25 protein-coding genes are annotated in these 26830 nt (G+C 51.1%); 13 read left to right on the forward strand and 12 right to left on the reverse strand.

Annotation, left to right across the window (positions count from 1 at the left end):
• Positions 1 to 292: 292 nt before the first annotated feature.
• Positions 293 to 1276 carry a hypothetical protein gene (locus tag BM123_RS19970; protein WP_090172213.1) on the reverse strand — a complete coding sequence of 328 codons (984 nt, stop codon included), beginning with the start codon at positions 1274 to 1276 and terminating at the stop codon, positions 293 to 295.
• Between the two features lie 218 nt (positions 1277 to 1494).
• Here BM123_RS19970 and BM123_RS19975 point away from each other — a divergent pair, with 218 nt between their 5' ends.
• A complete protein-coding gene (locus BM123_RS19975) occupies positions 1495 to 2409 on the forward strand; it encodes a sugar phosphate isomerase/epimerase family protein (RefSeq protein ID WP_090172215.1) in 915 nt (304 codons plus the stop codon).
• A gap of 24 nt (positions 2410 to 2433) precedes the next feature.
• Here BM123_RS19975 and BM123_RS19980 read toward each other — a convergent pair whose 3' ends face one another.
• Entirely contained in the window at positions 2434 to 2916 is a 483-nt protein-coding gene (locus BM123_RS19980) for a P-loop NTPase family protein (protein WP_090172217.1), read from the reverse strand.
• A 298-nt stretch (positions 2917 to 3214) separates the two neighbouring features.
• Between BM123_RS19980 and BM123_RS19985 the strand changes: the two genes are divergently transcribed.
• The 5 genes from BM123_RS19985 (at position 3215) to BM123_RS20005 (ending at position 8727) form a co-directional block, all read left to right on the forward strand.
• Positions 3215 to 5143 carry an ABC-F family ATP-binding cassette domain-containing protein gene (locus BM123_RS19985; protein WP_090172219.1) on the forward strand — a complete coding sequence of 643 codons (1929 nt, stop codon included), beginning with the start codon at positions 3215 to 3217 and terminating at the stop codon, positions 5141 to 5143.
• A 691-nt stretch (positions 5144 to 5834) separates the two neighbouring features.
• Positions 5835 to 7034: a hypothetical protein gene (locus BM123_RS19990; RefSeq protein ID WP_090172221.1), complete on the forward strand. Its 1200-nt coding sequence runs from the start codon at positions 5835 to 5837 to the stop codon at positions 7032 to 7034.
• A gap of 137 nt (positions 7035 to 7171) precedes the next feature.
• Positions 7172 to 7393, forward strand: a complete 222-nt coding sequence (locus BM123_RS19995) for a DUF2795 domain-containing protein (RefSeq protein WP_090172223.1) — start codon at positions 7172 to 7174, stop codon at positions 7391 to 7393.
• Positions 7394 to 7507: 114 nt separating this feature from the next.
• Positions 7508 to 8164: a (d)CMP kinase gene (gene cmk, locus BM123_RS20000; protein ID WP_090172225.1), complete on the forward strand. Its 657-nt coding sequence runs from the start codon at positions 7508 to 7510 to the stop codon at positions 8162 to 8164.
• Positions 8165 to 8274: 110 nt separating this feature from the next.
• On the forward strand, positions 8275 to 8727 hold the full coding sequence (locus BM123_RS20005; protein ID WP_090172226.1) for a methyltransferase family protein: 453 nt from the start codon (positions 8275 to 8277) through the stop codon (positions 8725 to 8727).
• A 74-nt stretch (positions 8728 to 8801) separates the two neighbouring features.
• Here the strand turns inward: BM123_RS20005 and BM123_RS20010 are convergent, their stop codons facing one another.
• Positions 8802 to 10139: a type III secretion system chaperone family protein gene (locus tag BM123_RS20010; RefSeq protein WP_090172228.1), complete on the reverse strand. Its 1338-nt coding sequence runs from the start codon at positions 10137 to 10139 to the stop codon at positions 8802 to 8804.
• 190 nt (positions 10140 to 10329) lie between these two features.
• Here BM123_RS20010 and BM123_RS20015 point away from each other — a divergent pair, with 190 nt between their 5' ends.
• Complete coding sequence (locus tag BM123_RS20015; RefSeq protein ID WP_090172230.1) at positions 10330 to 11040, forward strand: YqjF family protein; 711 nt, start codon at positions 10330 to 10332, stop codon at positions 11038 to 11040.
• An 81-nt stretch (positions 11041 to 11121) separates the two neighbouring features.
• Entirely contained in the window at positions 11122 to 11760 is a 639-nt protein-coding gene (locus BM123_RS20020) for a hypothetical protein (RefSeq protein WP_090172232.1), read from the forward strand.
• Positions 11761 to 11837: 77 nt separating this feature from the next.
• Here BM123_RS20020 and BM123_RS20025 read toward each other — a convergent pair whose 3' ends face one another.
• From BM123_RS20025 to BM123_RS20045, 5 genes are all read right to left on the reverse strand, one after another.
• The gene (locus BM123_RS20025) at positions 11838 to 12611 is read right to left on the reverse strand and encodes a DNA alkylation repair protein (protein WP_090172234.1); all 774 of its coding nucleotides are present in this window, start codon (positions 12609 to 12611) and stop codon (positions 11838 to 11840) included.
• 84 nt (positions 12612 to 12695) lie between these two features.
• On the reverse strand, positions 12696 to 13136 hold the full coding sequence (locus tag BM123_RS20030) for an NUDIX hydrolase (RefSeq protein WP_090172235.1): 441 nt from the start codon (positions 13134 to 13136) through the stop codon (positions 12696 to 12698).
• A gap of 2 nt (positions 13137 to 13138) precedes the next feature.
• Positions 13139 to 14560, reverse strand: a complete 1422-nt coding sequence (gene rlmD / locus BM123_RS20035) for a 23S rRNA (uracil(1939)-C(5))-methyltransferase RlmD (RefSeq protein WP_090172237.1) — start codon at positions 14558 to 14560, stop codon at positions 13139 to 13141.
• Positions 14561 to 14719: 159 nt separating this feature from the next.
• Complete coding sequence (locus BM123_RS20040) at positions 14720 to 15490, reverse strand: hypothetical protein (protein ID WP_090172239.1); 771 nt, start codon at positions 15488 to 15490, stop codon at positions 14720 to 14722.
• Positions 15491 to 15513: 23 nt separating this feature from the next.
• Positions 15514 to 16284, reverse strand: coding sequence for a tetratricopeptide repeat protein (locus BM123_RS20045; RefSeq protein WP_139211986.1), 771 nt, complete (start codon positions 16282 to 16284; stop codon positions 15514 to 15516).
• Positions 16285 to 16883: 599 nt separating this feature from the next.
• On the opposite strand from BM123_RS20045, the gene BM123_RS20050 reads away from it, so the two are divergent.
• Positions 16884 to 17429 carry a type 1 glutamine amidotransferase domain-containing protein gene (locus tag BM123_RS20050; protein WP_090172243.1) on the forward strand — a complete coding sequence of 182 codons (546 nt, stop codon included), beginning with the start codon at positions 16884 to 16886 and terminating at the stop codon, positions 17427 to 17429.
• A 59-nt stretch (positions 17430 to 17488) separates the two neighbouring features.
• The gene (locus BM123_RS24300; protein ID WP_175489480.1) at positions 17489 to 17644 is read left to right on the forward strand and encodes a hypothetical protein; all 156 of its coding nucleotides are present in this window, start codon (positions 17489 to 17491) and stop codon (positions 17642 to 17644) included.
• A 111-nt stretch (positions 17645 to 17755) separates the two neighbouring features.
• Here the strand turns inward: BM123_RS24300 and BM123_RS20055 are convergent, their stop codons facing one another.
• Together BM123_RS20055 and BM123_RS20060 are read right to left on the reverse strand one after the other, a co-directional pair.
• The gene (locus BM123_RS20055) at positions 17756 to 18880 is read right to left on the reverse strand and encodes an esterase-like activity of phytase family protein (RefSeq protein ID WP_090172245.1); all 1125 of its coding nucleotides are present in this window, start codon (positions 18878 to 18880) and stop codon (positions 17756 to 17758) included.
• A 150-nt stretch (positions 18881 to 19030) separates the two neighbouring features.
• Positions 19031 to 19864: an SH3 domain-containing protein gene (locus tag BM123_RS20060; RefSeq protein WP_090172247.1), complete on the reverse strand. Its 834-nt coding sequence runs from the start codon at positions 19862 to 19864 to the stop codon at positions 19031 to 19033.
• 123 nt (positions 19865 to 19987) lie between these two features.
• On the opposite strand from BM123_RS20060, the gene BM123_RS20065 reads away from it, so the two are divergent.
• A complete protein-coding gene (locus BM123_RS20065; protein WP_175489481.1) occupies positions 19988 to 20515 on the forward strand; it encodes a CAP domain-containing protein in 528 nt (175 codons plus the stop codon).
• A gap of 271 nt (positions 20516 to 20786) precedes the next feature.
• Here BM123_RS20065 and BM123_RS20070 read toward each other — a convergent pair whose 3' ends face one another.
• Both BM123_RS20070 and BM123_RS20075 read right to left on the reverse strand, forming a co-directional pair.
• A complete protein-coding gene (locus BM123_RS20070; protein WP_175489482.1) occupies positions 20787 to 21557 on the reverse strand; it encodes a CPBP family intramembrane glutamic endopeptidase in 771 nt (256 codons plus the stop codon).
• Between the two features lie 121 nt (positions 21558 to 21678).
• Positions 21679 to 22608: a LytTR family DNA-binding domain-containing protein gene (locus BM123_RS20075; RefSeq protein WP_139211987.1), complete on the reverse strand. Its 930-nt coding sequence runs from the start codon at positions 22606 to 22608 to the stop codon at positions 21679 to 21681.
• 109 nt (positions 22609 to 22717) lie between these two features.
• On the opposite strand from BM123_RS20075, the gene fumC reads away from it, so the two are divergent.
• Positions 22718 to 24103: a class II fumarate hydratase gene (gene fumC, locus BM123_RS20080; protein ID WP_090172255.1), complete on the forward strand. Its 1386-nt coding sequence runs from the start codon at positions 22718 to 22720 to the stop codon at positions 24101 to 24103.
• Positions 24104 to 24673: 570 nt separating this feature from the next.
• Complete coding sequence (locus BM123_RS20085) at positions 24674 to 26758, forward strand: TonB-dependent receptor (protein WP_217642196.1); 2085 nt, start codon at positions 24674 to 24676, stop codon at positions 26756 to 26758.
• Positions 26759 to 26830: the final 72 nt, after the last annotated feature.

Here is a 26830-nt window from a genome sequence, read left to right on the forward strand (position 1 = left end):
TAGTTATAGTGTGGATAACAATTTGCACAAGCACCCCTCGACTACCATTTCACTGCGCGGCTGGCTTCGCCGGTCCACTCCCTTCGGTCGGTCGATGTACGCTCGGGGTCCGGGCCTGTGGGGTAAAGACCGTCGACAAACTTCGCTTGAGGCGAAGTTTGTCGACGGCCTAACATTAACTCGCCGGTCACCGGGCAAAGCCCGACCTCGGTCTCTGAGCGTAGTCGAATGGGTGTGGAGGGCGTAGTCGAGGGGCTTTTTTCTGCCCGTTTGTGCAATTTGTTAGCCACACTTAATTACACCTGCAATCCCGGCCAATCGATCCGGGAATACTGTCTGCCGTAATACAGGCATCTCCGATGTTGAGCTGCAGGTCGGGGCAATCGAACATGCTGTTGCTTTCACAGCCACAGTCTTGGGTGACAATTCCTGCTCCTCCCGCAGGGGTGCGGCAGGCATCCCCGACGTTGGCCTCTAATTCCGGACAGTCAAAAGCTCCTGAGCCATCTCCAATACATTCACAGCGTTCATTTACTATGCCTAAGTTACCATTACTAAGCGTACAGGTATCCCTGACATTCAGTTGGAGGTCGGGGCAATCAAAAGTATTCCCTCCTCCCAAACACTCACAGTCTCCGGAAAGGATGCCAAAAGAGCCATCGGCCAGCATGCAGGAATCGCGAAAATTCAGCATCAATTCAGGGCAGTCATAAGTAGTGGTTACTGCTTCACAGTTACAGTTCTCGTCAATAAAACCTTCCCCTCCGCCTGGCACCCGGCAGGCATCGTTATAGTTCGCCTGTAGCTCCGGGCAGTCGAAGGTATTCCCGTTTCCTAAGCACTCGCAATCCTCGCTGGCAATGCCGAAGTCACCGTTGTCAAGTCTGCAGGTATCCCCAATATTGGTTTCTAAGCGAGGGCAGTCAAAATCCGTGGAAGAACCGCCGAGACACACACAGTCTCCGGAAAGAATACCAAGGGTGCCGTCCGCATTCATACAAGTATCCCGGAAGTTGAGCTCCCATTCAGGGCAGTCAAAAATATTCCCCAGCGTATCGCCCCGGCATTCACAGTCTTCGGTCACTACGCCAAAAAACGTCTGCGGAGCGCCAAGGATGGTCAGCTCACAGCTGTCCCCGAAATTGAGTTGTATCTCCGGGCAATCCAGAATGGGGTTGAGTTCAAATTCATCCGTTTCAAAAATCCCACAGGAAGAAAAAATGGCGGAAGCGGCCAGGAAAAAGATCATGCCGTAGGATAAAATACGAAATTGCATAAAGCGAAGTTTCTTTGGTTTGCAAAATGAATACAGCCCGTTCAGGAGCTGCTTTCGGGTACTTATATCCGCCCATTGAATAAAGTGTGACAGCAAAGCCAAAAAATATTTTTCTTTTCTTTAGTGCTTTGAGCCAATGAGTTCATCTCCGTTGATTCGCATAAACAGCGCTTCTGATTTACTCGGAATACAATTCTTCGACCGAAATAATTGATCTCATGCAGCTAGGCTACGTTACCGCTATTCTCCCCGAGCTTTCCCTGGAAGAGCACCTCGCCTTCGCCGCTGAAGTGGGTTATGACTGTCTGGAAGTCATGTGCTGGCCACCCGGCAAGGCAGAACGCCGCTACGCCGGCGTTACCCACATTGACATCAGCCGGCTCGATGAAGCTGGCATTGAGGAGATTGTCGATTTACAGAAAAAGTACGGCGTCAGCATCAGTTCCCTGGGCTACTATCCGAACCCGCTGGCTGCGGATGAGGCGGAGGCAAAAGTGTATACCGATCACATCCTGGCGCTAATCGACGCCGCTGCCGCTCTTAGCATCAACTGCGTTACCACTTTTGTTGGCCGGGACAAAAACCGCACCATCGAAGAACAGTGGCCCCGCTTTCTGGCAACCTGGCGCCCAATTGTGTCATACGCCGAAGAGAAAGGTGTCTCCATCGGCATCGAGAACTGCCCCATGCGTTTCACGAAAGACGAGTGGCCGGGCGGCACGAACCTGGCCATCAGCCCCGCCGTTTGGGAGCGGATGTGGGCTGACATCCCCAATGCTAACTGGGGGCTGAACTATGACCCCAGCCATTTTATCCTTCAGCACATGGACTACACCCTCCCCTTCCGGGATTACCCGGAGCGGATGATTCACGTACACGCCAAGGATGCGCGTATCGACGTTGACAAACGAAACCGTCATGGTGTATTCAGCCATCCCAACCTTTGGCATACGCCAAAGATTCCCGGGCTGGGCGATGTGGATTGGGGGCGCTTCGTTGGCTACCTGCGCGAGACCGGCTACGACGGCGCCATCTGCGTGGAGGTGGAAGACCGGACTTTTGAGGGCGACACGGAGCTGCGTAAGGCCAGCTTACGGCAGAGTTACCGGCATTTACGGCAGTTTGTGGGGTAACTGCCTCCTTCGGGTGCAGCGATCCTACTGCTTTTCAATTTCCACCTTCACCGAATCGAGGCTTTCCATCAGCTTATCAAGGCCGCCTTTAAGGATTCCACTAAGCTCTTCGCCTTCGGGCAGCTTATCGATGATGTCTTTCATTTCATCTTTAGAAGGCATCTCCTTACTGATCTTATCGATGGCTTCGTCTACTTCACCCCGGGTGGGAGCATCTTCAGCAATTTTATCGATGGCCTCATCGATCTTACGATCCAATTCCTCATCGGTAGGCCATTCCGCCAGCAGTTTGTCCAGCTCCGCCCGGGCTTCTGCCTGCTCGTCGGCGGGCATTTCAGCAATTTTCTTTTCTGCCATCCGCTTGAACTCCTCCTTAGTCGGGAGCTTTTCCTGAATGGCGTCCACGTAGCCCTTAATGGCGTCAGAATCCATGATCCCATCAGCCGTACAGGAGGTGAAGGTCAAAGCAAATACGGCCATGAGGCAAAAAGTAAGCAGCTTACGCATAGTATCGGATGTTATTGGTTTGTGTGTTTATTGACTGAACCGCCTGCATGTTACGGGCAGCGACAACGAATTACACTTCCTATCGACTAATGTAGGGAAAATGTCGATGAGGCGCGGGCGCGGGTGCAAGGGGGGGCATCCCGAGAGGCAAAGGGAAAGTGTTTGGAATTGTTTACTGACATAAATGCTGCGAACAAATAAGCCTTGCTCCTTAAACCTCCCCTGCACCTGCGTCCGCGCCCATATTTTGGCTATCTTTGCGCCCGTTTTCCGGCCTTTACCGACCAAACTATAAACTATGCTTTCCGCTACCGGCATTTACCAACAATACGGTGATCGGGTCTTATTTGACCACGTATCCTTCGTCGTTATGCCCCGCGACAAAGTAGGCCTGGTGGGTCGTAACGGCGCGGGCAAATCGACGATGCTTAAGATCATCGCCGGAGATATCGGCTGCGACGAAGGCAAGGTCGTTCGTTCCACCGGATCCACTCTCGGCTTTCTCCATCAGGAGATGGACATGCCCTCCGGCAACACCGTTATGGAGGAAACGCTGACGGCTTTTGCCCACATCCAGCAAATGGAGGACCGCCTGGCGGAGATCAACAAAGAAATGGAAACGCGCACCGATTACGAGAGCGATTCCTACGCCAATATGATCGAGGAGTTCACCAGCCTTACCGAGCGCTTCTCCCTCGTTGGTGGCATCACGATGGAAGCAGAAGCCGAACGCGTCCTGAAGGGCCTGGGCTTTAAACAGGGAGACTTCGCCCGCCCCACTACCGAATTTTCCGGTGGCTGGCAGATGCGGATCATCCTGGCTAAAATGCTGCTGCAGCGCCCGGATTTCCTGCTGCTCGATGAGCCGACGAACCACCTCGACATCGAGTCCATCATCTGGCTCGAACAATGGCTGACGACTTACACCGGCGCCGTGATCACCATTAGTCACGACCGGCAGTTCCTGGACAATGTCACCAACCGCACCCTGGAAATTGACATGGGCAAGGTGTACGATTATAAAGCCGGCTACAGCAAGTTCGTCGAACTGCAAAAAGACCGCCGAGAAAAGGCGGAAGCCGCTTACGAGAACCAGCAAAAGGTCATTGCGGAAAAAGAAAAAACCATCAACCGATTCATGGCCAAGGCCACGAAAACGAAGATGGCACAGTCGATGCAAAAGCAGCTCGACAAAGTCGAGCGCATCGAGCTCGACCAGACGAACAACGCGGTGATGAACCTCCGCTTCCCGAAAGCGCCGCGCAGCGGCGCCGTGACGCTCAACGCCAAAAACGTTACGAAAAGCTACGGCGACCTCAACGTTTTGCGGGGCGTTGACCTGAAGATTGACCGTGGAGACCGCGTCTCCTTCGTTGGCCAAAACGGCCAGGGAAAAACAACACTGGCCAAAATTCTGATCGGCCTCATCCCGGCTAACGATGGCGATATTGAGCTCGGTCACAACGTCGAAGTCGGTTACTACGCCCAAAACCAGGCCGAAGAGCTCGACGGCAAAAAGACCTTGCTGGAAACTATGGAGGAGGCCAGCCCACCCGAAATGCGGACGCGGCTTCGCCAGATCCTGGGTTCTTTCCTCTTTAGCGGGGAAGATGTGGACAAGAAGGTCTCCGTCCTCTCCGGTGGAGAACGCGCCCGCCTGGCGCTCGCCTGTATGCTGCTGCGCCCCTTCAACCTGCTGGTGCTTGACGAACCGACGAACCACCTCGACATGGTGAGTAAGGACATGCTGAAGCACGCCGTGCAAAATTTTGACGGCACCCTGATCGTCGTTAGTCACGACCGGGAGTTCCTCGCCGGCCTCACGGATCGGACCATCGAGTTCCGCGACCATAAACTCTACGAGCACCTGGGAGATATCAACTTCTTCCTCGAACGCCGGCAAATCGACAATATGCGGGCCGTGGAGCTGGAGAAAAGCAAAGCAGATTCATCCGCAGCTCCTTCCGGTAAATCCGCTCCGGCCAAAAAAGCTTCCAACCTCAGCCACGAAGAAAAACGCCGGCTGGAAAAAGACATTGGGAACGCAGAACGCCGGATTGAACGGTTGGAAAAAGACATCGAAAAGATTCACCTGCAGATGTCTAACCCCGAATTCTACAACGACGAAAAACGCGTAGAAAAAACCACCGCAGAGCTGAAGGCTAAGCAAGACGAGCTCGATGAAGTGATGGAAAAGTGGGAAGCAGCCAGTGAGGCGCTGGGCTAGGAATGTAGTATGGTAGTTTTGTAGTAGTGTAGTGCTACCGCATGTGACAGTAATAGATTGCCATGCGACAGCCCTACATCCTAATCCCAGTCGCGCAGCGACGTGCCGGCCTCTCGCGGCAGCCACTACAATACTACATTCCTGATCCCAGTCGCGCAGCGACGTGCCGGCCTCTCGCGGCAGACACTACAGTACTACATTCCTGATCCCAGTCGCGCAGCGACGTGCCGGCCTCTCGCGGCAGCCACTACAATACTACATCCTAATCCCAGTCGCGCAGCGACGTGCCGGCCTCTCGCGGCAGACACTACAGTACTACATTCCTGATCCCAGTCGCGCAGCGACGTGCCGGCCTCTCGCGGCAGCCACTACAATACTACATTCCTGATCCCAGTCGCGCAGCGACGTGCCGGCCTCTCGCGGCAGCCACTACAATACTACATCCTAATCCCAGTCGCGCAGCGACGTGCCGGCCTCTCGCGGCAGCCACTACAATACTACCGCCTACAATACTACACTCCCCCCACCCCTCCCAATATTATTTGTCGTCAAAGGCCAAAGGCTTCATAAAAAGGCTAGAGAATTTTCTTCTGCGATACTTTTATCGCCGCGCAAACGTATATTGAGTACACGATTGCCACTACGTCAAGCCCACCACCACTCTTTTTTCGATTTTAGCCCCAATTTGACGATGAAAGCCATATTCTTTAAACTCACCACCTTGGTTTTGCTGGTAATGACCCTTGCCGGATCCAGCAGCTCCACTTTTAGCGACCCCGCTAATCACTACCGTTTTGACCTGCCGTTTTATGCGCAGCAGATCAATATCGTTTATGATCCGGGCATGCAGATTCAAAATCCGACGCAACTCAACAACACGAGTATTAGCCAGTCTTACCGGGACTATGGCCGGCGCCCGAGTCAGGTTCTGCTCAACAGCTTGCTCGAAGCCAAGGAGAAATACGAGCTCAACGATTATCTCTTCTGTAAACTTGCCCGCACCAGCCTGGAGGTCATCTACAGTAACGGTTCCTCCAATGCCCGCGAAGTTTCCCTCTACGGCTTACTGATCGATGCCGGCTTCGATGCAATTCTTACTTTTCGGGGCGGACGAATATTCGTAAATGTTTACACCAGCGAAGACCTTTTCGAAGTCCCGATCATCGATGCTAAAGGCCGCCCCTACGCCAACATCAGCTGCCTTACGGGCGAGTGCAATGGCCGCCAACGACTATACATTCACAACGAACACCCTAACCCGCGTGGTCGGTCTTTCGGTTTTCAGTTAAAAAACTGGCCGGACCTGGGCGTGCAGCCCACCGTCAAAGACATGGTCTTTAACTACCACGGTGTGAAGCAGAGCATCCGCGTGACTTTTGACCGGACGATGGTGGACATCATGGCCGACTACCCCTTCATCCATGAATACTGTTACCTCGAAACGCCCCTGTCAGCAACCCTGCGCGAAAGTCTGCTCCCCCAGCTTCGCCGGTACCTGGAGCCCCTCGATCAGGAACAAGGGCTCGAACTCCTGGCCAGTTTCACCCGCTCCGCCTTTAACTATAAAGAGGACAACGCCAATTTCGGCCGCTCTAAGCCCATGGTACCCGAAGAACTCTTTGGCTATAGTTTTTCGGACTGCGAAGATCGTTCCGCACTCTTTTTCGCCCTCGTGCGGGAGTTGCTGGACCTCCCCATGGCTGTGGTCGCCTACGATGATCATCTGACGATTGCCGTAGGAAGTGATGATATAAAGGGCGATTCCTTCACCTATAACGACCAGCGCTATGTCTTTTGTGACCCTACCGGCCCCAAAAACTCCAGCCGGATCGGGCAGATTCCTCCTGGTTACGAAAATAAAAATTTCAAAATAATCGGTACTTACAAATAGTTGATTATCAATGACAAGCAACACTTTTTCGGCTAATTCGCTTTGGTTTGCGTCCAATTGTTACTTTTGCGGCCCGGAGGGGTAAAACAAAATGCCACCCCCATGGCTTTTTTAAGTAGTAAAACTTATGCGTTAGTATGTATTGGACTCTAGAACTCGCTTCTCACCTTGAAGACGCCCCCTGGCCCGCCACGAGGGACGAACTTATCGATTACGCCATCCGCTCAGGCTCTCCCCTGGAGGTGATCGAGAACCTGCAAGCCATGGAAGATGAAGGAGAAACTTACGAGGTAATCGACGACATCTGGCCTGATTACCCCCGAAAGGATGACTTCCTCTTCAATGAAGACGAATATTAAACAACTTACGAGTTGAACAACGAAGCCGGTGACCTCCCTCACCGGCTTTCTTGTGTCCATCCCTGTCTTCTTCGGCTTCATTCTCCCATTCTTCCATTCTCTTACTCTTTACCAATGTCCCACGTAATCGCAATCGACGGATTCAGCGCCTGCGGAAAATCAACGCTGGCCAGGGCGATGGCCAAACGCCTCAATTATCGATTCATTGACACCGGGGCTATGTACCGGATGATTACGCTGCACTTCTTACGTAATGAGGTGAGCCTGGAAGACGAGGGCGCGGTCGCAGGTGCATTGGAAGGTTTACGGGTAGACTTCCTCCCCGGCTCCAACGATGCTATCCTGAATGGAGAAAACGTAGAGACGGAAATCCGGGGCCGGGCAGTGTCGGACTTTGTGTCGCCAGTGGCGGCGGTAGCCGCCGTCCGTCGCTGGGTCGTCCCGCAGCAGCAGGCAATGGGTAAAGCCGGGGGCATCGTTATGGACGGCCGAGACATCGGCACCGTCGTCTTCCCCGACGCAGATCTGAAGCTCTTCATCACCGCTGACCGGGAAACCCGGATCCAACGCCGGATCCAGGAACTCATCGCTAAAGGCATCCCCGCTGACCCCGAAGCCATCGCCAACAACCTCGACGAACGCGACCGCATCGACTCTACCCGCCAGGACAGCCCCCTCCGCAAAGCAGACGACGCCATCGAGATCGACAATAGCTCCCTCTCCCTGCAAGAATTCATTGAAGTGGGGATGGCGGAAGCGGCTAAAATTTAGGTCGGTCGAGGAGTTGTATTTCCAGTCCCTTCAAGTCATGAAGAAAATCCAATAATTCAGCTTAGCTTCGAACGAGCTACTCTTTCACTCGGAATACAATTCCTCGACCAATGTCCAATACCACAAAAGACTACCTGTTCGTAGGCATTCAGTTAGTGCTATTCGTTGCTTATGCATTTAACATCACAAAGGGACTTACTCATTTCCCCGACTGGCTACAATACCTGGGGCTGGTAATGGTGGTCGCCGGCATCGGGCTGGCCAGCCTCGCCATGATCCAGATCCGGACCAGCTTCTCCCCCTTTCCCACCCCGGTGGAAGACGGGCAACTCATTAGCAACGGCGCTTTTTCAGTAGCCCGCCACCCTATTTACACGGGTATCTTGCTGGCAGCCTTTGGTTATGCTTTTTATACGGCTTACACAGACAAACTTATTTGGTCCGTTTTATTACTAATACTCTTCTACTTCAAATCCAGCTACGAAGAGCAGCTGCTCTCACAAAAGTATGCGGGCTACGCTGACTATAAAAAACGAGTAGGCAGGTTTACCCCCTGGTGGTAAGCCTTCCTCTCCTGCGCCGCCTCCAACACGCGATAGCCCAACAGACCAACGCACCAAAAGACCAAAGAACTAACCTACGGCTTACTCAAATCCAGTTCCCGCAGCATCAGCAGGTAGCTGCGTCCAAAATCCATCAGGTTGTCAAAGCTGAGCTGGCTGAGGGCGGGGCGCAGGCGCGGGTAGGCATCGGTGTGCTGACTGATGATGTCCGTAATGGCCGCACGGATCGCGCGGCGGGCGGGCCGCCCGTCCCGGTCCAGAAACTGCTGCTTAAAACCAAGTTCCCGGAAGTATTCGTCTTCACAGACCCGGTAGTAGAGTTGCAGCAGGCTACGGTCTGGCGGCGGCACGGCGTAGTTAAACAGGGCGTAGCCGACGATGTAACCGGGGATGCCGCTGGCGACCTCCACGTAGCCATTATCCTGATACCAGTCCATATTCGGCAGCTCGTTATCGATCAGGCTCACGAGGCGGTCGTGGTTGGCCGGCAGCGTAATGCCGAAGGTAGACTTGCCCGCATAGAGCTCCTCGGCAAAGGACTCGGGTGCGCGACGCAGCAGATGCTGTAGTTCCCGGAGCAAACGGATGTTCTTGTAGGTTACCGGCTGGTCATCCTCGCGGGCGAAGTACATACGGTGCATTCGTTCCAGCGCCTCCATGGTGTGCCCTTCGGGGATGAGGAGATAGTCAAGGCGATAAACGAGATCCAGCAATAAGTAAGCCACCGCACCTGGCTGTTCTTCGGGGTTTAGCTTGCCCTGCCCCAGATAATCGATCACGTATTGTATTCTCCGGCGAAGGAAGTCGAGCTTGCGCGTTTTGTCTTCGGCGGAGAGTTCCTGCAGGTGGGTGATTTCGGTCGGGCTCAGGTAGTCGCCAAATTCTTCCAGCAGCAGGTCATCCTGCTTATCAGCGCGGAGGGCCATTTCCTTCAGGGCGTGGTAGAGCTTGTGAGGGCTGGCGTCGTTGACCGGCGTATCGAACACGATGGCCAGGCAACCGTCGTCGTCGATGGCGAAGCGGCTATACTTCAGCTCGTAGTTCATGGAGGTGAGCCGGTGCAGGAGGTCTGCGTTATTGGCATCCAGGTGGGCGACCCGGGCGGTAGCCCGGAGTTGCTCATCGTCGGCAAAGCCAGTTACTCGCTTGCTGCCCTGGTAGAATTCGAAGTAAAGCTTACCGCCCTCGGTCTTCCATTTAACGTTGCCCTCTCGCTCGTCGAGCAAATAAGCCATGAAGGCTTCGCAGCTTTCTACGTAGTCACCCTTCTCGAAGGCGAGGAGGGATTTGTCCCAGGCGGCATAATTTGCCGGCGACTTATAGGCATCCGTGTAGCGCCCGAAGTTGAATTCGGGAACGTCAGTGGGGTCGTAGCCGGGGGCGCGGCCGAAGAGGGTATCCCAGATGCTCAAAGGGGAGGAAAGTTTGTTATTTGGTCAGTTAGTATCGGCAAGATACGTTGGTAGCGGCTAATGGAGAAGAAAAGCAAGTATCGGAAAATGATCGGGTCACGGACACTTCGGTGGCTTTGGCGGGGCCCGCAGGTGCAGGGGAAGGTAAACGAGCATGGAAAGCTCCCCTTCTGCGCCCTATCTTTGAAGCATGCCCTTTCTCACCGCCGAATGGAGAAAACTGGCTTTTGCCAATTACCCGGTCGACCCCGCCGTATTGCAGCCCTACGTGCCTTTTGGTACCGAGCTGGACTTTTGGCAAGGTCGCTGCTACCTGAGCCTCGTTGGCTTTCTGTTTACCAGGGTACGGTTACTGGGCATCCCCGTCCCCTTTCATACGGAGTTTGAGGAAGTGAACATTCGCTTCTACGTCCGACGAAAAACGGCGAGTGGGTGGAAGCGGGGGGTGGTCTTTATCCGGGAGATCGTGCCGAAGGCAGCCATTACCTTCGTGGCCAACACGGTATACAACGAGAACTATCAGACCTTGCCTATGCGTCATCGCTGGATAAACGGCGAGGAGCAGAACATGGTAGAATATCAGTGGAAAAAGGCCGGTAACTGGCAGACTTTCTCGCTGGAAACTTCTCCGATTTCTGTGCCCATCCAAGATGGCAGTGAGGAAGAATTCATTACGGAGCATTACTGGGGCTATGCAGCGGTCAGTGATCAAAAGAGTAATGAGTATGAAGTAACCCACCCCCGCTGGCAACTCTATCCGGTGCACAACTATACGATTGAAGTAGACTATGGCCTTTGCTACGGCCCTGAGTTTTCCTTCCTCAACTCCGCCAGTCCAACGTCAGTCTTTCTGGCCGAAGGATCAGCCATCACGGTGGAGCCAAAGGCGGCTTTGAAGTAATCACTCCGCCTTGCCTTTCGACTCCCCCTGCACCTGCGGTCCCGCGCCCAAATGTCAGGAAAGCCCATTATCTTGTCCGTCATGCGCTTCTTTACCCTGCTCCCCCTGCTATGCCTTTTCGCCTGTTCTCCCCGACTGGCCGTTGAAACCAACGGCTACCTGATGGTGGAAGCAGAATCCTTTAACAAACAAACCGCCGACGATGTCCGCCGATGGGTCCTCATCGATGCCGACGCTGCCAACGATGCCTTCACGGACCCCGACGAAAGCCACCACGCCACCGCCTCCGGCGGTGCATATCTGGAAGCCCTGCCCGACACCCGTGTCACCCACGACGACGAGCTCGTCAAGGGCGAAAATTTCAGTAACGTAGCCGGCAAAATGGCCGTTCTGGAATATCCGGTTACCATCTCCACACCGGGTCGCTACTACGTTTGGGTACGCGCTTACAGCAGCGGCACGGAAGACAATGGCGTCCACGTCGGCCTTAATGGAACCTGGCCCGAAAGCGGCCAACGCATGCAGTGGTGCGAGGGTAAAAACCAATGGACCTGGGCCAGTAAGCAACGGACAAAAGAGATTCATTGTGGCGTAGAGAAGCTGATCTACCTCGACATTCCCAGCGCGGGCAAGCACACCATTACTTTCTCCCTGCGGGAAGACGGCTTTGAGTTTGACGCTTTTGTGCTGAGCAAGGAATATCAGGTGCCGGGTGAATGACCCCTGTCCGCGTTAATCTGTATCCAAAACAAACGGGGAGTAGAATGATAGAATGGAAGAATTACAGGGTGCCCTAATTAATAATTGACCATCTCCTTCGCCCAGTCTTTCCCCGCTTTCAGTTGATTTCGTAAGCCATGTTTAATGATCCATCTGCATTCTTTACTTTCGGCAGGCAGCCAGCTTTCGACCAGTTCCCGGCCCGGTTCTTCGTTGTCTTTAAGGATATCATTCAGGCAGTTGGCGACTGACTTTTGTACGTACTTTTCCGGATCATCCCGCAGCTGCGTCAGGATGGGAAACAGTGGCGCAGGCTCATCGATAAATTGCGGTAGCTTCGGCGCCCAGGGTAAGCGTGGCCGGCCGCCCTCTGAGGCCAGTCTCCGCAGATGAAAATCGTCGGACTTCGCCCACTTCAGCATTTGTCGGAGCATCTTCTTCGGGTACCGTTCGATGAACGGCCGGATGGTGTACTCCGCCGTATTGCGCCGGGTAACTTCTTCCATTCCCTTTACCGACAGGTCGAAATGTTCCAGGCCATACTTCTCGATGAACTTCGCCATCGGCATTAGCCAATAGAACTCTGTGAACATTCCCGTGCCGTCGGGATTACGAGGGCCCACTGTTTTCAGAAGAATAGCGAGCTGGTTTTCGTAGTTGCCCGGCAGGTAGTCCGCAAAAGCATCAGCGATGAACTCGACGCGGTCTTTCAGTTCCAGCTCATCTACGTTTTCCCGGATGGTACTAACGAAAACCGTTGCAGGGAAGGCTGGATAATGGGGGGCAATTTTCTCAGATAGTAGCTTCGCCAGCTCGTGATCAAACCAGAGTTTTAGCTTTTTGTAGGCCATGGGACAGCACATTTGTTGCGCTACTAAGCTCGTAATTTATTGAGACAAATTCTTAGAGTCTTCTCCGGACCAGCATAGTGTAAACTAGTCAAGTTTAACCTCTGACAGCATTTTTCCTTGCTCCCCCGCCAGTTCTGGCCAATCGCTCAGCGGTAGCCACCGATATAGGAAAACCAGCCCTTCATCTTCGTCGCCCGCTGAAACGGCGTGAGCGAAGGCCGTGGCACAAGCCTCCCTGTAGGTCAATTGAAAAAAGTAGCGGTGGTGGATTTCTTTCTTTTCCGTCGCTACGTAGTCGATTTCACCCAGCAGCTTCACTTCCGTGAAGTTTTGGAGCCCCGCTTCCTCTTTCACTTCTCTAAGTACACCCACCTGCGGGTCTTCGCCTTCTTCAAGCGTCCCGCCGGGAACCTGAAGACCTGCTTCGGGGAAATCGCGGTGGGCGAAAACCAGCAGCTCCGGACCAGCATCAGTTGGGCGTAGAATGTAGGCCAGGACTTTGTTCTTGACTTTGCAGGTCTCCATAGTTACCGCAGCTCCAGGCGAACCACCGACTCACAGTGACTCGTCTGTGGGAACATATCCACCGCCCGGGCCTTCACGACTTTATACTTTTCGTCCAGCAGTGCCAGATCCCGCGCCTGGGTGGCGGGGTTACAGGAAACGTAGACGATGACGGGGGCTTCGAGCTGGAGGAGCATCGGGATGACCTTGGGGTGCATACCCGCCCGGGGCGGGTCGGTGATCAATACATCTGGGCGGCCGTGTTTGGCGGCGAACTCCGGCGTAAGGATGTCTTCCGTCCGGCCCGCATACCAGGTACAATTATCGAGGCCGTTCATCTCGGAGTTGATCTTCGCATCTTCGATGGCGGCGGCGATCTCCTCGATGCCGACGACCGAGCCTGCGTCCTTCGCCACGTACTGCCCGATGGAGCCGATACCAGTATAGAGATCATAGACGTTCTCCGTTCCCGTCAGACCAGCGTATTCCGCCGTAATGTCGTAGAGGTTCTTTCCCTGGCGGGTGTTGGTCTGGAAGAATGACTTCGGACCGATGTGAAAGCTCACGTGCCCCAGCGTTTCTTTGATGGTGGAAGTACCGGCGAAGAGGTTCATCTCCAGATCCATCATGTATTCATTGATCTTCCCGTTGATGCAGTAGTAGAGGCTGGTGATGTGCTCGCCGAACTCCTCCATAACGGCGTCGAGGAAGGGCTTAATCCGATCCTGATCATTCTCGAAGAAGGCCAGTACGAGCATGCATTCGCCCGTCCTCGTCGTCCGGATCATAAACTGCCGGAACAAGCCAACACGCTCCCGCATATCGAAGAAGGGAATCTCCATTTTAATCGCCAACGCCCGAATACCGTTGCGCAGCTCATTGCTGGGGCCATGCTGCAGGTGGCAGTGCTGAATGTCGATCAGCTTATCGTAGGCTCCGGCCTTGTGGAAGCCGATGACGTCCATTTCGTTGGTAACGTTTTCCTGCCCGACTTCTTCGGCCGTCAGCCAGCGGCGGTTAGCCACACCGAATTCGAGTTTATTGCGGTAGTAACTCGTCTCCTCGCTGCCGAGAATGGGCTCCCACTCCCCTACTTCCACTTTACCGATGCGCGTGAGTGCATCGCGGACGATGCGGTCTTTTTCGCGGAGCTGTCCTTCGTAGCTAAAATCCTGCCACTTACAGCCACCGCAGACGCCGAAGTGCTGACAGAAGGGTTCCACACGATCGGCGGAGCGCTCGTGCCATTCGAGCGGAGCGCAAAAGAGCACCTTCTTTTTTTTGCGGAAGGGACGGACGTCAACGACGTCACCGGGCACTACCTTTTCGACAAAAACGACCTCGCCTTCGGGCGTTTTACCTACGCAGAAGCCTTTGTCTGCCAGGCCGGTGATGGTGATATTATCAATGCGCTGAGGAAAGCGGTTGCGGCGGTTTCTGCCCATGGTAGTAGTCTTGTGGTCGGGTAGTCTGGTAGGCTACCGCGTTTTGGAGGCGGCAAAGGTACGGCGCTGGTGGTCGGTTTGTTTCCTGTTTGGCTTGGAGCCTTCACAGGAGCTCCCTGAGTAAATATTCTTTTGCTTGAATCCCACTCGTGCCCGCTCTTAACCGTTTACATTTAGAATAAATAATATTGACTTATCACAATCATGCTCACCAACCGTAAATCTGAGGTCCTGAGCGTATCCAGGTGAGTTAAACACCCCTCTTTCCTGAATGATGGAAATTGATTTCTCGAGAGCTAAGTATCCTGAGGATAGTATGTTATTGGCTAATGTAGTGTAACCCGGAACAGCATCATTGTCTCTGTACGTTACTCTCCTCCACTTTTCATCTTCAATTACGGCTTCTTCAAGCTGAAACAAAAAATCCAGAAATGGTAAATGTACTTCTGAGACAGCATAAAAGTCATCAGACATATCCATCGTTCGACCAGCTTCTTCGTATGAGTCTTTTTCATCCGGAGACGATTTAAAGCTCCCGAAAAAGCTCCCCGTTACCGGACTCTGCTGCAAACTATATTCAAGGTCAATATTCCATACAGGGCGTTTTTCAGGCATTTCTTCAATTATGTCTGACCACTCAAGTACAAACTCAGATAGCTGGACGACCATAGACTTAATGAATTCTTCCTGATCCCATCCATCAAATGCCCTGTAAACTGCCAAAACCATCGGAGACAATGGCATCCCCTTGTCTTTAGGTGCTTCATCAATACTATAGGATGGAACAGAGGCGTCCGGTTTTTCATCTTGTTGAGCCTTGATAAAATCAACTATTCTGCGATCTATTTCCTCTCCGTTCAAATCGTAAAAGGTTTTTTCGCCTGTCCTGATAAATTTCCAAACGGCCTTGAATCTTTTAAAAAAATCCATATTATAGATTATTTGATCACCCTTCAATTTACTAGGTGGTAGTTCGAAGGCATAGCAGCACCGTAAACTTTGTTCATAAACCGTAAAGACGGCAAACCAACTGAATCTCGCAGTTCATCGACCCTGGATATATTTTTTACCGGAAATTGATCGTAATTATTGGAGTAGGTTCCAAATATTTGCACACCATCTTCGCGGATCGATTTATCGTCTTCAAACATGACCCAGAAGTCAGGATTAACCTTCCCGCGTTCCATCTCTGCACTGATAAAAGGGTAGAAAAAATTCCAGACCTCATTATCGGTTTTGTAATACCCCCGTTGGTGCCAGAGGATTAGCCAGGCCTCTTCCTGCCAGCCATACGCTTTGGTTATTTCAATAAGCCGGCGGATGTTAGATGAATCAACCGCCTTCATTCTATTCAGCTGGCTACTTTCCGTTCTAACCTGCTGATCTGCCCGTATCATCGAATCGATCTCTCGTGCTATTTCAGGATGCTCGATGTTAGCCAAATAAACTTCTTGGTGCTTTGAATAATTCCGGCTAATTTCAACTAATACTTCATTTGATCTGAATTCAGAAAAATGATCAAATGAATCAAAGTAAGCTCTGTTCGCATTGTTTTCCTCAATCGCGCTAATGATGTAGTCCCTTGCTTCCTCGTCTTTCCCCAACTGAAGCGCACTGGCCGCAGCAAAGAACTTATCGTTTTCTAATTTCGATGGATTAACCTGGAATGCTTTTCTGAAATTTTCCAGCGCAGACAGATAGTCCTCGTCCATGAATTGCTCCATAGCGGCCTCCTGATATTTTCTATATTGAAATGGCGCCCCGGGAGTTTTGTCCAGTGAGCAACCACTAAATAACACCGCTAACAATATACTTACTATGCATTGACGAATGTACTTCTTTACGTCAGATTTTTCTTGGTCTGTAATCACTGTTACGGGGTTAATTCAGGTAGGTATTACTTCCATTTATTCAGGGCTGATGACTAATCTGACAAAAGTATTGGTCAGCGATCATCATTTTCGGCATTTCCTCTAAAGATAGGCCTAATCCTAGGGTGTTCCGTCTACTGGAGTTAAATCGCGACGGATTTTGGGGCCTTATCTGGGTTAACCGCCGGAGGCAGCTACGAAGCAAAACCCAGACCTGTGCTACAAAGCTCTTGCGAGCTGGCACCTAAAAACCGTCATGCCCCTAGCTCAACAAAGGGAACACCCTAGGCCTGAACCTTCACCAAAAAGCCTTTGCCTTCAACAAAACCCCGCACCTGCGTCCGCGCCCAAACAACCGTCCTGAAAGCAGAAGTCTGCTTTCAGGACCGAACCTCACTGCCCCTGCATCCGTACTAACGAGTGCATTATTAAACTATTAAAATTTAAAATCAATGGATATTTCCAATTTAAAAGTAGCCGCTTTAGCCACAAATGGCTTCGAGGAAGTTGAATACACCAAACCCCGTAAAGCCCTGGAAGACGCTGGTGCCACCGTTCATCTCATTAGTCCTGAAAGTGGCAGTATTAAAGCATGGGATTCCGATGACTGGGGCGGCAGTTATGATGTGGATGTCGTACTCTCCGACGCTAATGCCAGCGATTACGACGCTCTCCTTCTGCCCGGCGGAGTGATCAACCCCGACCTACTGCGTGTGAACGGCAAAGCGCTTGCCTTTGTGGACAGCTTTGCCCGCAACGATAAGCCTATTGCCTTTATCTGTCACGCCGGCCAGATATTGATCTCAGCAGGACTGGTCGAAGGCCGAAAGGTCACCGGCTACAAATCTATCCGGACCGATCTGCGCAATGCCGGCGGAATCGTCAGCAACGATGAGCAGGTAGTAGTAGACGGCAATTTCGTCTCCAGTCGCAACCCGGACGATATTCCCGCCTTCAACGAAAAAATGCTGGAAGTCTTCGCCGCCGTACCGGCGTGAACAAATGCGGGTATTTAGCTATTTAACCGATCCTTCTACTTTTTCAAAATCTATATAAGATGAGCGACGAAAAAAACTTCTCCTCCATCGCCAGCAGCTATACGCCCAGCGACTATAGCAAGGCGCGCTACGCCGCCAATACCGGCGATGCTGACTTACCGATTCCTTCCTTGAGTGACTGCATGAATGGGCACACTAAGCATTCGAACGGTTGAAGGTATCATAATGAGTTAGTTCCTGACATCTACTGAAAAACGGGCCTGTGAAAAGTGATTTCACAGGCCCGTTTTCAGGTTTACTCCGTTGGTAAAGACCAGAAGTGGGGCTTACTCTACCTCTAGGGCAATCAACTGGCTGTACTGAGTACCAAAAGCGGAAAAATTATCATCGGCCACCAAAATCAGTGAACGGTTTCCGTTAGGTAGTTCCGGACCGAAGGTCATGCCTTCAATATTATCCACTACTCCCTGGGTGAGCTGACTACGCACTGTTTCGAAGTCGAACAAGAGGGTTTTGGTCACTTTGGTGTAAGTTGCGTCAGCAAGCGCGTCGATGTCGCTGACGTCGGTAGCACCGCTTGCATCCACCTGGTAGATCTTTACGTCATTACCGCCATCGGTATAGCCCGTGGAGAAGGAGCGTTCCAGTACCAGAAATTTATCAGTATCGTACTCCAGCAGTTCCACCAGACCATTAACGGTGAAACCTCCTTCGCGCACCACCGGGTCGAGTTCGTAAGCGAACTGCCGGCCGGCCTCTCCACTCTTGCTCATATAAGTGATGCGAACGGGAGAGTCCGTATCTGTTGTCGTAGGAGCAGGTCCATCTTGTTCCAGCGGCAGTTCCATGCCCAGCCAAAAGCCGTTGCCGTCAACGCTTAGGCTGATGCCTTCCATCACGCCATTGTGGCGGGGTCCACGACCGTCGGTGGCATCTGCGCGAAAGTTAGCGGGAACGTCAAATACGGCACGGGAGCTTCCGTCCGGCATAGCTGTACGCACGCTGGGATCTACGCCATTATTGATGGAGCCTTCGCTGGTCCACACCAGATAGCCGCCGCCGTCGGCTACATAGCGAATGGCCTCGGGATCAACGGCGCCGGAAGGGAAGGAAGTCCCGTCTTCCTGCAAAAACTCAACTTGGGTATCCAGGCTGAAGTTTTGGATTCCGGTATTCGTTACGTCAAAAGAAGCGGTGTAGAAGCGCGTGGGCGTATTGCCATCGTCACTGATCAGGTAATAGGTGTCATCGTTACGGTCGATGCCCGACAGACCACCGACAACACTTCCGTCAATTGTATCCGGAGCAATGACGACTTCGTTAAGAAAGCGTAAGCTGGTGATGGCTGGGTCAATGCTTACCGGCGGGTCATCATCATCTTCGCAGGCACTAAAAAAGCAAAGGGTAAGGGCGAGGAACAAAAGTCCTGCCTTCGAAAGAAGGTTTTTCATATTACAGTTGGTTTTTTTACGGGGAAGGGTTGCAGGCACGCAAAGATGACTCGCCTAAGGTTAAGCGAGGATGAATTTTTGATAAACGATAATGGGCGCTCACCGCAGGTGCAGGGGGAAGTCTTAACGGAGCAAGGCTTAACCCCTCCCCTAATTCCGGTACATCTGCAGGGCTTCCTCCACCTCCGCCGGGCTCATGGGGGTGGCGATAAATTCTCCCTTCACCGTTTCAGGAGCATATTTCAATTGCATAAAGTGTTTTTCGTACACTTCAGATCGTACGTACATAACGGCTGGCTCCGCCTCAAAATCATAGACCTTTTCGGTTAATTCATGTCCGTTTTCGGCATCCGAGGCCCAAACCAGATCCCGGACCTTAAGGGTTTCATTATTCGGGCCAATCAGGCGGTACGTCAGACCATATCCATACTCCCCAACGCCTGTTCTCGTGATCTTCATCAACCAGCTACCGGAGGAGTACAGAGTAGTCATAACTTCTGCGTCTCCCGCTTCTTCCATCGTCTCCGTTTCTTTGGCCCAAACGCGAAGGTCATAGCGACCGAAATGCGGGATATTGATAACGCCTTTGATTTGCTTTTCTGTCCCCTTGGTTTCTCCGGCGCGCTTTACTGCTCCGCCGAAGACCCAGCCGGACTTTCCGTCGGGCGCGGTCACCTTCATCCAGGGCTCATCATAAACGACGCCACGGAGTTCAATCTTTTCGGTCGCCTTGGTGCTTTCTCCCAGGTAGGTCAGTGCATCTCCGCTGTTGACTTTGGTTACGGAGGCACTGCCGGTTTTCGGTTCCGCCCGCAGGTTCAGTGCATCAACCCAGGCGTACAACAGTTCCGGCGCCGGTGCCTCAGGCACCGGCAGAGTGGGAGCCTCTCTCTCTTCAGTTTGGTCACTGTTTTCTGCTTCCGCCCCACAGGAAAACAGGAGGGCGGCGGTCAGGCAAAGAACAAAGGCTCGAAAGAAAGGCATAGTGAGGAGTTTAGTGGAAGGTCATAAACATACGTCATGACCTCCAATGTCTGCAAACCGGCATTCCCGGCTTTTGCTTGCCTGCATATACTATTCCACTACCGATATCCCGTTTGTAGTTCCATGCGGATAATAGCCTTCTTACTTCTGACGTCTACTTTATTTTACAGCTGTCAGACCGACATCGCCACCGGAGACTCCTTGAATGAGTCAGATCCGATAACCAGCAGCGATGATGCGCCGCCAACGACTGCGGAAAACGCTATGGCGACCCTGGCGTTATCGCTGGTCAATCAACAGCGTGTGGCCGGTTGTACTTGTGGCTCCACCGAGATGCCTCCGGTAGCGGCTCTTCGCCTGAATAATCAATTGACTGCTGCAGCACAAGCCCATGCAGATGATATGGCCGGAATGGGCAAGATGCAACACACCGGCAGTGATGGCTCAAGCGTCGCCACCCGCGTGACGCGGGCAGGCTTCGACTGGACAGCCGTTGCCGAAAACATCGCCTGGAACCAGCGCAGCGTCGAAGCCGTCGTCAACGCCTGGATCAACAGCGAAGGCCACTGCAAAAACCTGATGAACGAGCGCTATCAGTTCATGGGCTTTGGGGAGACGGACTGGTATTGGGCGCAGGTTTTTGCGCGGTGATTCGAAATCTATGCGCAGGTATGAACAAGTACAGTCCTAAAGAATCGTAGCCCACTTGATTACTTTGCTTTCAATCTACCTTATTGCACCTGCGGGCCCCGCTGAAGCAGCCGAACGGGCTTTAAATTTATTCGGGCAATGGGTATGGCCGAGAAGAGCCGTAAGCGGATCTCATCACCGAGGGACTCATTATTGCATAAGAACTTAGCGGTAAAAAACGCCCGGACGCCATTATAGCCGACGCCCGGGAGGAAAACAGGATTAAAGATGGCTATACTTTTGGAGCAAGCTGTTTAACCCCAGAGAGACGCGTGAGCAGTAGTGGCCGATTAGTGACATAAACGGTAAAAGCGATGGTCATAACCCGGAAGACGTTAGCCCATAAGCCGCCCGCAGCGTTATCCGCCATTTCGAAGCCACTCCACCAAAAATTCATAAAAAAGTGCAGGAAGACGGGAACCCAAAGATTCCAGTTCCACTCTTTAAACAGCCAGCTAAACCAGGCTGCTCCGGCTCCCGTGACAACGAAAACCATTATCGCTTCCGCCACCGTTTCCCCTTGATACATGTGGATAGCGCCAAAAACCAGACCGTCAATCAGAGTGGCGGGAAATAAGCCCCAGCCAGCTTTACGATATAATAAACCGAAAAGGAAAGCCCGAAAGATGATCTCTTCGGCAAAAGAAGCTTGTACACAACCATACAAAAAAGCGTCCCATTCCAGGTTCCATTCTAAACCAGAAACAATCCCATAACCAACCGCCATGGGAAGTGTGGCCAGAAAAGCAAAGCCCAGTCCGCGACTAAATCCTCTATTAAGTCCAAGTTCTTTGGGAAGGCTTTTCCAACCATACAACGCTCCCATCACAAGTACTGGAATGAGTAAGTAGAAAGTAAGTTGGACCGAAGTGCTACGCAAGTAACTATTGTCAGCAAACAAATCAGGAAGGAAGTATCTTCTGATACTCCAGCCATAAGAACAGGTAAAGTATACGACGAGAACGAAGAGCGAGAGTAAAGTTTTATTGTCCTTGAATTTCATCAGTTTGACCTTTAATTTTTTGATATTCCAAAAGTCAGGTACATAAACCCGACTTGACGAATGGAGGGACGAACGGACAGAAACGGGACTAATAACAGGGATCTGGGACGAATGGCACGGTCTAACTTCGGAGAAAACGCAGCACTTCTTTTGATTTGGAGCGCGAAACGGGCACCGGACAATCCGGGAATGCAGGGTGATGCAACTGATAACCTTGCGCATTTCCTGTCACGGATTCTACGCCACCAGCACGTACAATGTAAGAGCGATGACAGCTGATGAATCCTGAAGGCAATCCATCATTGACCTTAGTCAAGGTATTCCGCACAGTTAGCTTAGCTGGTTCCCCGCTGGCATCCAGATAAAAAACATCAACGTAATTCCGATCACTGCGCAGGCACCAAATATGGGAAGTGGGGAGGGAAACGACCGGGCGATCCTGCTCATCCTTTATGGAAACTTTTTCAGTAGCAGGCGAGCTGAGGAAATCGGCAGAAGTTGAAGCAACTTCATTTCCGCTCGTGGTTTTCTCAGCAGTAAGGCCAGGTTCTTTAGGAGCCGACCCTGAGCTTATCGTACCCTTTTCCCTGAATTCGGCATTGAACGTTGCCGCCCCTCGACTATATCGTTTCAGCTTAATGACATAATCCGTCAAGGTCATAGCTATTATGAGAAAGAAGGATATTGCTCCGGCATTATGAACAAAAATACCGTAGGTATTCCAGGAGGGGGTTCCTCCAAGTAAATGCACATAAAAATAGGCTACTGTTATTCCTAACCAAAAGCAAATGCTTGTAAATAAGATTTGCTTACCAACCGTCCATTGTTGATCCACTAAATAATATCTGAAAAAAAGGCCCGAAGACCAAAAGCCAACGGCGACGATCAAACCATATCCCGAAAGGAACAAATTTTTGTTCTTTATCTCTGCCTCCGCGGTACCAAATGGCTGAAAAACAATTAAAACCAGCGCTATAAACACTCCCATGGCTAATCCCTTCAACAGGACAGCCCGGGCGGAGTTATTAGGAACAGGGTAAGGTTGGTTCAATAGCACAGCGCAATATAGTAATGGCGCAGTAACTACAAACCATCTTGTTAGAGGAGTTGGTCAGCTGAATGATCGACTATTCTTACTTTTGTCCCAAATTGATCAAACCATGAGTACCACCCGCCAGGAAAAAGACAGCATCGGAATCGTAGACGTCCCCGCCACCCGCTACTGGGCCGCGCAGACACAACGTTCTCTCACCAATTTCGAAATTGGTGGCCAGCAAATGCCCATCGAGATCATCCGGGCTTTTGCCGTCCTGAAAAAGGCCGCTGCCCGAACCAACGCTGCTCTTGGCGTCCTCGACGAGGCCAAATCCAACCTCATCGGACAGGTAGCCGACGAAATTCTGGCCGGCAAACTCGATGATGAGTTCCCGCTGGTGGTGTGGCAAACCGGCTCCGGTACGCAGTCGAATATGAACGTCAACGAGGTAATTGCTAACCGGGGCCACGTGCTGGCTGGTGGCCAATTGACTGACGAGCAGAAAGCCCTCCACCCCAACGATGATGTAAACAAGAGCCAGTCGAGTAACGACACCTTCCCGACCGCCATGCACATCGCAGCCTACAAGATGCTCATCGAAAACACCATCCCCGGTGTTGAGCAACTACGCGACACGCTCAAGGCAAAAAGCGAAGCGATGAAGGACGTCGTGAAGATTGGTCGGACCCACTTCATGGACGCTACTCCGCTTACCCTCGGGCAGGAGTTCAGCGGCTACGTCAGCCAGCTCACCCACGGCCTCAAGGCCGTGCGCAACACCCTGGATCACCTTTCAGAGCTGGCCCTCGGCGGCACCGCCGTAGGTACGGGCCTCAACACTCCGGAAGGCTACGCCGTACACGTAGCCGGAGAGATCGCTGAGCTCACCGGTCTTCCTTTCCGCACCGCAGAGAATAAGTTCGAAGCGCTGGCTGCTCACGATGCCATCGTGGAAGCCCACGGCGCCCTGAAGACCCTGGCCGTAAGTCTGATGAAGATCGGTAACGACGTGCGGATGCTCTCCAGCGGCCCCCGCTCCGGTATTGGCGAGATCATCATTCCGGCGAATGAGCCCGGAAGCTCCATCATGCCCGGCAAAGTAAATCCTACCCAAAGCGAAGCCCTGACGATGGCCATGGCCCAGGTGGTGGGCAACGATGTCGCCATCAATGTGGGCGGTATGACCGGACACTTCGAGCTTAACGTCTTCAAGCCGATGATGATCTTTAACTTCCTGATGAGCGCCCGCCTGATTGGCGACGCCTGCCGCAGCTTTGAGAAGAATTGTGCCGCCGGCATCCAGCCCAATACCAAGAAGATCACGGAGCACCTCAACAACAGCCTGATGCTCGTGACGGCCCTTAACACCCACATCGGATACGACAAGGCGAGCGAGATTGCCAAAAAAGCCTACAAGGAAGAGACGACGCTGAAGGCTGCAGCCCTGGCCCTCGGTTACCTGACGGCGGACGAGTTTGACGCCTGGGTACGGCCGGAGAAAATGATCTGATTAGTTCATTTTCTTTGGTGGTAAAGAACATCGTTTAAGAGTCCAATGGGGCATTGTTTATATAAATGTCCCTGTGCCATTCACAAACCCACCAGTATCCGTCCCTGTTACTGAAATGGACATTTAAATCCGGCATCAAAAACGTGGTGTTTTCGGAATTTGGTTTGCGAACCAAGAAGATAGAATTTGGACAGATGGTGGAGTTACACACCTTGTTCAGTCAAATACTGGGAATTCGACTAATTTTGTTAGCATTGATGAAGAAGCCTTTAATTCTGCTTCCCTAGGAGTTGATGTATTCCTAACTTCACGAGAATCAGATATTCCATTTCAAGACTGGATACTCTCACCTTCGTGGGCCTTACATTCCTCACGGGATGGAGGGACGTCCGTTAACTGTTTCATTTCAAACTAATTTTTCATAACCGATTCTATTGAGACTGTGTCAGGGTGGGTTGATATACAATGTATCTTCCCACCCTGACTATTTTTAGATTTCCGGACAAAATGTAATTTGCTTTGCTCATTTACAGAACTCTAAGATTGTCCTTGCCATTTGTTTACCTTCTAGTGTTCTTTTCAACCCTGCCCCTTTATGGACAGAATGTCCGTGGTCTAATTCTAGACGACCAAACGAAAGAACCCCTTATCGGGGCGTACATAACGAATAAGAATACAAGTAAGACAATCGTTACTGACCAATTTGGGTCGTTTATTATTAATGCCTCAAAAGAAAACAACACTAGCTTAAGAATTTCTTACCTTGGTTACAGAACTCTTGACACGACCATCACTTCCACCATTTCTCCATTAGTCATTGGATTAACTCCTAAGGTCACTCTACCTACTATCGAAATAGTATCTAAGGATTCTGAGAGACATGTACGTAACGAGTTGGCCATAGCAAATATTCCAGTTGCACTTCTCAACGCACTGCCTTCCTTAGCCGGGGAGACTGATCCTATAAAATCATTACAGCTTTTACCTGGTATTGCGGCAGGGGTGGAAGGAACTGCAGATATTTATGTCCGAGGAGGCACACCAGATCAGAATCTTATTCTTTTGGATGGTGCTAAAATATACAATGCAAATCATCTATTTGGGTTTCTTTCACCCATTAACCCTAGTTTGGTAAAAAACGTTAAGTTGCACAAATCTGGATTCCCTGCGCGCTTTGGCGGACGTTTATCTTCCGTACTAGAAATTGAAACAGAAGGGGGCAATAAATCAGAATGGGAAACAACGTTAGGAATAGGTCTTATTAACAGTAGGTTTCAAGTTAGCGGACCACTAAAAAAAGGACGTAGTTCTATCTCAATCGGAGGAAGAACCGCCCACCTTTCCTTGCTGAACTTTATTGCAAAAAATGAAGAATCGTTTCAAACGTATGCGTTTTACGATCTCAATCTAAAAGCTAACTGGCAATACGGCAAATCAAACATTTCATTAGCACTCTTCAGGAACTATGACCGCACGGTAGTAGCTCAAAATACTGTACGCACACCGCTTCAAGGAATTTTTGACTACGGAAATATTACAGGAAGTGCAAGGTGGTCCTTTGCCCTTAATAAGAAGTTCACGCTAACTTCTTTATTGACAGGAAATTACTATAGCTATCGCGCAAAAGAAGAACTTTCGATATCAGAAGAAATAGCAGAGATTACGTCAAATATTTCCACTATCCGTGAACTAGATGCCAAGTTACGACTCAGAGGCTATTTGAACAATAATCTAATCCTCGAAACAGGTCTGGAAGGTAGTCTCAGGAGAATCAATCCTAGGAATGTAGAATCAACAAACGAAAGTTTATCAGTAGGATTTCGTCCGGAGGAAAATAGTCAGGATTTAGCTGCATTCGCAGATGTTACCTTAGACGTAACCAATTGTTTAGCACTACAAACTGGTTTAAGAATACAAAATTATTTTCTACCCGGAAACCCTGGACACAATGCTACTTTTACTTATTTAGAACCTAGGGTAAATTTAAGTTATTCTCTCAACGAGAAAGCTACTTTGTCAACTTCTTATACAAGAATGTCACAAGGTTTACATATGATTTCAAACAATTTTATTGGTATTCCCACGAATCTTTGGGTAACAGCCAATGAAAGAGTTATACCCATTAGGGGAACACAATTTTCATTTGGTGGAGGCTACAATTCCAAAAAGTTCAATCTGGCCATTGACGCTTACTATAAAACCGCAAAGAACGTTATTGACCCACTACCTGGAGTAGGGTTTTTCCAGTCGAGTACGGAGAATTGGGAAAATGATATTTCAGCTGGTGGTGAGAACCAGATCCGGGGGATTGAATTTTTTTACCAGCACAAGAGAGACCGTTTATTCGGATGGGTTACTTACAATTTGGTTTGGAACAGAATTAAGTACGATGAAATAAATAATGGAGAATGGTATTTTCGTCAGTTTGATCGTCGACATGACTTATCAATAGTTACCGGTTATCGGCTCAATAACAAGTGGCAGTTACTTGCGAATTTTGTGCTCAACTCTGGTTTTCGTTTAACCTTACCGGTTGCGACTAGATACGATGGGCTTTCTAATTCTATTATTCCAGTCTATCGTGAAAGGTACAATGGAAAAACTCCAATTTACCACCGAATGGATGTAACTTTTAGAGCATGTCTAAAAATTTGAGTCTCGGTTTCTACTGATCGACGAAAGAACCATCTGAATATTGGCCGCTAGAATGAATCCTGCCGAATTTTC

This window comes from Neolewinella agarilytica (assembly GCF_900110645.1).
Taxonomy (GTDB): Bacteria; Bacteroidota; Bacteroidia; order Chitinophagales; family Saprospiraceae; genus Neolewinella; species Neolewinella agarilytica.